Annotated in this window: 6 protein-coding genes; 1 reads left to right on the top strand and 5 read right to left on the bottom strand. The window is 70.8% G+C overall.

The window, feature by feature from the left end; genetic code table 11:
* From cobA to G6R24_RS17450, 5 genes are all read right to left on the bottom strand, one after another.
* The coding region (gene cobA, locus G6R24_RS17430) for a uroporphyrinogen-III C-methyltransferase (protein ID WP_163550281.1) at positions 1-930 on the bottom strand (930 nt) is incomplete at its 3' end.
* Between the two features lie 19 nt (positions 931-949).
* The gene (locus G6R24_RS17435; protein ID WP_163550282.1) at positions 950-1,621 is read right to left on the bottom strand and encodes a phosphoadenylyl-sulfate reductase; all 672 of its coding nucleotides are present in this window, start codon (positions 1,619-1,621) and stop codon (positions 950-952) included.
* A gap of 183 nt (positions 1,622-1,804) precedes the next feature.
* Complete coding sequence (locus G6R24_RS17445; protein ID WP_163550284.1) at positions 1,805-3,505, bottom strand: nitrite/sulfite reductase; 1,701 nt, start codon at positions 3,503-3,505, stop codon at positions 1,805-1,807.
* A gap of 60 nt (positions 3,506-3,565) precedes the next feature.
* Positions 3,566-3,757, bottom strand: a complete 192-nt coding sequence (locus G6R24_RS24230) for a putative leader peptide (RefSeq protein ID WP_391530628.1) — start codon at positions 3,755-3,757, stop codon at positions 3,566-3,568.
* Between the two features lie 215 nt (positions 3,758-3,972).
* On the bottom strand, positions 3,973-4,902 hold the full coding sequence (locus G6R24_RS17450) for a helix-turn-helix domain-containing protein (RefSeq protein ID WP_163550285.1): 930 nt from the start codon (positions 4,900-4,902) through the stop codon (positions 3,973-3,975).
* A gap of 386 nt (positions 4,903-5,288) precedes the next feature.
* Between G6R24_RS17450 and G6R24_RS17455 the strand changes: the two genes are divergently transcribed.
* Positions 5,289-5,798, top strand: coding sequence for a response regulator transcription factor (locus tag G6R24_RS17455; protein ID WP_225438662.1), 510 nt, complete (start codon positions 5,289-5,291; stop codon positions 5,796-5,798).
* The last annotated feature ends 23 nt before the right edge of the window (positions 5,799-5,821 follow it).

Consider the following 5,821-nt stretch of genomic DNA (forward strand, 5'->3'; position numbering starts at 1 on the left):
GGCCAGGCCCAGGGAGTCGAGGGCCTCGCGGGCGGATGGGCCGGCGGCGACGAGGGTCTGGCCGGCGAGGGCGCGGACGTCGGTGCCGGCGGAGCGCAGCAGGCTGACCAGGGCGGCGACCTCGTCGGGGTCGGCGAGCAGGATCGCGTTCACGCCGTCGAGGGCTGTGAGCAGGGCCGCGGCGGCATCGTTGCGGGCGGCTACCTCGCCGATGACGATGACGGCGGGTGAGCGGACGCCGGCGGCGATCGCGTCGACGGCGAGGCCGTCCAGGGTGGTGCGGAGCACGCGCTGGGCGGCGGTGCCGCCGCGTTCGATCACGGCGACAGGGGTGGCTTCGGGGCGTCCGCCGTCGAGCAGGGCCTCGGTGATCGCGATCAGGCGGGCCACGCCCATCAGGATGACGAGGGTCGCGCGAGACGCGGCGAGGCCGGGCCAGTCCACGGTGGAGTCGGGATGGCCGGGGGCGAGGTGGCCGGAGATGATCGCGATCTCCTGGGCGACATCACGATGGGTGACGGGGATGCCGGCCAGGGCGGGAACGGCCAGGGCCGAGGTGACGCCGGGCACCACGGTGCAGCGCACGCCGGCGGCGGCGCAGGCCTCGGCCTCCTCGCCACCGCGGCCGAGCACGTACGGGTCGCCGCCCTTGAGGCGCACGACCCGCGCGCCGGCCCGCGCCCGCTCCACGAGCAGCGCGTTGATCCGCTCCTGGGACCAGGACGGCGCGGTGGCACTCTTGCCGACGTGGATGATCTGGGCCGGGGGGGCACCGTCCGGGGGGGCACCGTCCAGGACTGCCAGGGCCAGGCGGTCGACGACGATGACGTCGGCGGTGGCGAGCAGGTCGCGACCGCGGACCGTCAGGAGTCCGGGGTCGCCGGGGCCCGCTCCGACCAGCCAGACTTCACCCGCTGCGTGTCCGTCCATCACGGCAGGCAGGTTATCTCTAGTGGATGCCGCACTCGGTCTTGGTGCTGCCGACCCAGCGTCCGGCCCGGCCGGCGCCACGCTGGGTGCAGGGGGCGCAGCCGACCGAGTCGTAGCCGTCGGACAGCAGCGGGTTCACGATCACGTTGTGCTCGGCGACGTAGCGGTCGACGTCGGCCTCGGTCCAGGCGGCCAGCGGGTGGATCTTCACCTTGCCGCGCCGGGCGTCCCAGTCGACGACCCGCAGGTTCGCCCGGGACGCGGATTCGGCTCGCCGAGAGCCGGCGGCCCAGGCGCGGTAGGGGGCCAGCGCCCGGTCGAGCGGGATGACCTTGCGCATCCGGCAGCACAGGTCGGGGTCGGTGCGAAACAGGTCCCGGCCGTGCACGGCGTCCTGGCCGACGACGGTGAGCTGCGGGCGGGCGCTGATCAGCGGGACGTCGTAGGTCGCGGCGACGGCGTCCCGGGTGCCGATCGTCTCGGCGAAGTGGTAGCCGGTGTCGACGAAGACGACCGGGATGTCCGAGCGTATCCGGGCGAGCATGTCCACGAGGACCGCCTCCGCCATGGACGCCGCGACCACCAGCTTGGGGCCGAACTCCTCGACGGCCCAGCCGAGGATCTCCTGCGCCGGGGCGCCTTCGAGCTCGTCACCGGCTCGCAGGGCCCGGGTCTTCAACGCGGCGTCCATCTACGGTCGTCTCCTTCGTGGTGTCCGCTCGTGCCGTGCTGTCTGCTACCAGGGCTGTCAGGCTGAGGCGGAAGGCGCGTTGGCATGATCGACATGCCCAGTGCCCGTGCTCCGGCTCGGGGACGAGGGTCTCCTCGCCGCAGTACGGGCAGTAGAACGGGACGGCCCGGGCGCTGCCGGCCATCAGCTCCCGCCACCGGTCAGCGCGGACTCGTCGGCGCGCTGGGCCCAGTCGGCGAAGCTCTCGCTGTCGTCACGTTCGGCCTGGTAGGTGCTGAGCAGACCGGTGACGTAGTCGAGCAGGCCGTCCGCGGTGACCTTCAGGCCGCGGGACTTGCGCCCGAGCCGCGAGTGGGTGCCCAGATGCCCGCCGAGGTGCACCTGGAAGCCCTCGACCATCTCGCCGGCGTCGTCCGGGACGAGTGAGCCCTTCAGGCCGATGTCGGCGACCTGGAAGCGTGCGCAGGCGTTCGGGCAGCCGTTGATGTGGATGCCGATCGGCTCGTCGAAGCCGGGCAGGCGCCGCTCGAGTTCGGTGATCAGATCGCGGGCGTTGGCCTTGGTCTCGACGATGGCCAGCTTGCAGAACTCGATGCCGGTGCAGGCCATCGTGCCGCGGCGGAACACGCTGGGGTTCACCACGAGGTCGAGTTCCGCGAGGGCCGCCTCGAGCGGGTCGACCTGCGCGTCGGGGACGTCGAGGATGACGAGCTTCTGGGTGGTGGTCGCCCGGATGCGGCCCGCGCCGTGGCGGTCGGCGAGGTCGGCGACGGTGCGCAGGATCGTCCCGGTCAGACGACCGGCGCGCGGGGCGAAACCGACGGCGTTGCGTCCGTCGCGCTGGCGGTGCACACCGACGTGGTCGCGGCCCTCGTTGCGGGGCGGCGCCGGCGGCGGGCCGTCGGGCAGCGCGGCGGTGAGGTACTCCTTCTCCAGGGTGGCCCGCACCCATTCGGCGCCCATGTCGGCGACGAGGAACTTCAGCCGGGCCCGGGTCCGCAGCCTGCGGTAGCCGTAGTCACGGAACAGGCGGGCGACACCGTGCCACACCTCGACGACCCGCTCCGGTGGGACGAACGTGCCCAGGCGCACGGCGAGCATCGGGTTCGTCGACAGTCCCCCGCCGACCCACAGGTCGTAGCCGGGGCCGAGTTCGGGGTGCACGACCCCGACGAAGGAGATGTCGTTGATCTCGTGCATGGCGCAGTGGTCGGCGCAGCCGGAGATCGCCGTCTTGAACTTGCGAGGCAGGTTCGCCAGCGTCGGATCGCCGACGAAACGCTCGACGATCTCGTCGATGACGGCGGTGCCGTCGATGACCTCGTCCCCGTCGACACCGGCCAGCGGGCAGCCGAGGATGACGCGGGGGGTGTCGCCGCAGGACTCGGCGGTTGTCATCCCGGCACCTTCGAGCGCGCCCCAGATCGCGGGGACGTCCTCGATCCGAATCCAGTGCAGCTGGATGTTCTGCCGGTCGGTGACGTCTGCGACGTCGCGGCCGTAGCGGGTGGAGATGTCGGCGATGACGCGCAGCTGGTCGGCGCTCATCCGGCCGCCGTCGAGACGGATCCGCTGCATGAAGTAGGAGTCGTCGAGCTCCTCGGGTTCGAGCACCGCGGTGCGTCCGCCGGAGATCCCCGGCCGGCGCTGGGTGTAGAGCCCCCACCAGCGGAACCGGCCGCGCAGGTCCTGCGGGTCGATGCTGTCGAAGCCGGTCTTCGGGTAGACGTTGAGGATGCGCTCGCGCACCTCCAGGCCGCCCTGGTCCTTCTTCATCTGCTCGTTGGCGTTGAGCGGCTCGGTGTAGCCCAGCGCCCACTGGCCCGCGCCCTTGGGACGGGACGCAGGCGCGGTGGAACGGGCCGGACGGGCAGCAGAAGGCATGAATAATCTTTCGACGCGCGGGGATGCGCGGCACCGTCGACACGGCACCGCGCGGGGACGTCAGCGGGAGCGGCGACAGCCGGCGCTGGAAACCCGCAGCAGGTCAACGTACAGACGGGCGACGAGCATCGGCTCGATCACCAGGCACGGGGCTGCGGGGGACGACACAACGCCGCGCCGGCATGCGATGGCGACCGAACGGCCAGCCCTACGCACAACCGGCGCCCCGAGGGTGAGGGCGCGCGCGACCACCCCGTCATGCTTCCACAGATGTGGAGCCGATGGGTGGGTTGTGAGGCCCCTGACGTCAGGTGGCCGCAGGTTGACCCACCTAAGAGCGGGCAAAACGGGTGAAAACGCTACGACGGTGCTACTACGGCACCGCAATCAGGCATCGATACAGGGCGACAGAACCTACTCTACCCAACCGGTAGGAAAAATGAACAACGCGCGTGATCCGGGGATACTCAGACCGGGGGATGGAAGGCGTGGGACAGTCCGGCCTGCTGGGACAGCGGGCGACGGCTGTCGCCGCCGAAGCGATCGATGCGGCCCTTCACCAGCGCGATGAGGCGGGGCTGGCTCGCTCGCCCGCCGGGCGCCGTGAGCATCTCGGCCAACGCCTGGGTGGCCGCGTCCGCACCGGCCGACTGATCGAGGTCAGCCCAGCTCTGCTCCGCGACATCACTGGCATCACTGGCATCACTGGCGCTGGCGCTGCGGGCGGCGGCGTCGATCAGGTCGTTGACGGCGAGGGTCCAGGCCCGCAGACCCTCGTGGCCGGTGAGCTCGGTGAACACGGCCGCCTCCAGGCAGCAGGTGCTCGCGCCGGCGAGTTCGTCCACGTCCAGCAGGGAGATCGCCAGCAGGCCGGCGAGGTGACCGGCGAGCATGAACAGGCGGAACTGCTGGTGTGGAAGCAGTGGTGTGCGCAGCAGGGTGTCGACCACACTCTGGTGATCGAGCACGAGCGCGGTGACGTCCACCGGGTCAAGACCGTCGGCCCGGGCGATGAGGTCGGCGACAAGGCGGTCGAGGTAGTCCAGCTCGCCGTCACTGCGGCGATGGTCGAGCAGGTCGGACACGCGGCGGCGCGACTCGGCCTCCGGATCGGGACCGCGCCGAAGCCGCTCGGCCCGGGCCGCGACGGCGGCCTCCCGCAGGTCGATCAACGCGCCGCCGGCCTCGAGCGCCGCATCCACCGCGGCCATCACCGGCCGGGCCGGGATGCCACGGCTGGGCTGCTCCAGCTGGGCGACGTACTGACGGCTATAGCCGGTGCGCGCGGCGAGCTCGTCACGGGTCAGGCCACGCTCACAGCGTCGCCGACGTACCTCGCCGGGGAGCAGGTCCTCGGCGGTCGCCGTGCCGTGACGGCCTCGGCTCCGTTGCCGCATCTGCGCTGTCCTTCCGGCACGCCCGGCCGGGCCATCCGGCCGGATTCACTTATAGTGATCAGATTACTCCATGGAGCACCCTTGTAGGCTAGGGGCAGAAAGTCCCATACGCGAGCGATCGGAATGATTACTCTAAGTAATCGCAGCGCGGGGTGGGCCGGCCGCCCACCGCCGCATTATGCCGGCTATCTTGTGTTCTCGTTGGGAAACAAGAGGGATGGTGTCGAAGTTCCGCCGGAAACATTGAGAATCCCGGCGAGCCGACCTGATCGGAGTATTCCGCCAGGTGTCACACCATGCCTCTGTGCCATGTCATGGGTGCCATGCCCGGCTCGGCAGGTATCGCGATGATGACCGGTCTGGGTCATCCTCGAAAACCATCCCGAATGACGATGCACATGGCCGACCTGCGCGCGTACAAAAGAATGGTGGATACCGGCCGTCTGATGGACGCCCGCGCTGTTGGGCCAAAGCCCGGCGAGGCCACGACCGATCCCGGTTCGCCGGTCGCCCCGGGCCCATGCCGGGTCGTCGTCGCCGACGACGCCGACGGTGTGCGTGACCTGCTGTGCCTACTACTCGGGACCGAGCCGGACTTCACCGTCGTCGGCGTAGCCGCCGACGGGGCGCAGGCCATCGACGAGGTGCATCGCACCGATCCGGATCTGGTGCTGCTCGATCTCGCGATGCCGGTCCTGGACGGTATCGGTGCGCTGCCTCGGATTCGGCGTATCGCGCCGCGGGCGGTCGTCGTGATTTTCACCGGTTTTTCGGAGGAGACCCTGCTGGATCAGGTGCTCGCCCTCGGCGCCGACGCGCTCCTGGAAAAGGGCCTTGCCACCGGTCCGCTGGTCGACCAGCTACGGCAGTTGTACGCGGCGCGACGGCCGGCCTGAGCAGCTCAGACTCGGAGCGGCTC

The organism is Candidatus Frankia nodulisporulans, from assembly GCF_902806475.1.
Classification (GTDB): domain Bacteria; phylum Actinomycetota; class Actinomycetes; order Frankiales; family Frankiaceae; genus Frankia; species Frankia umida.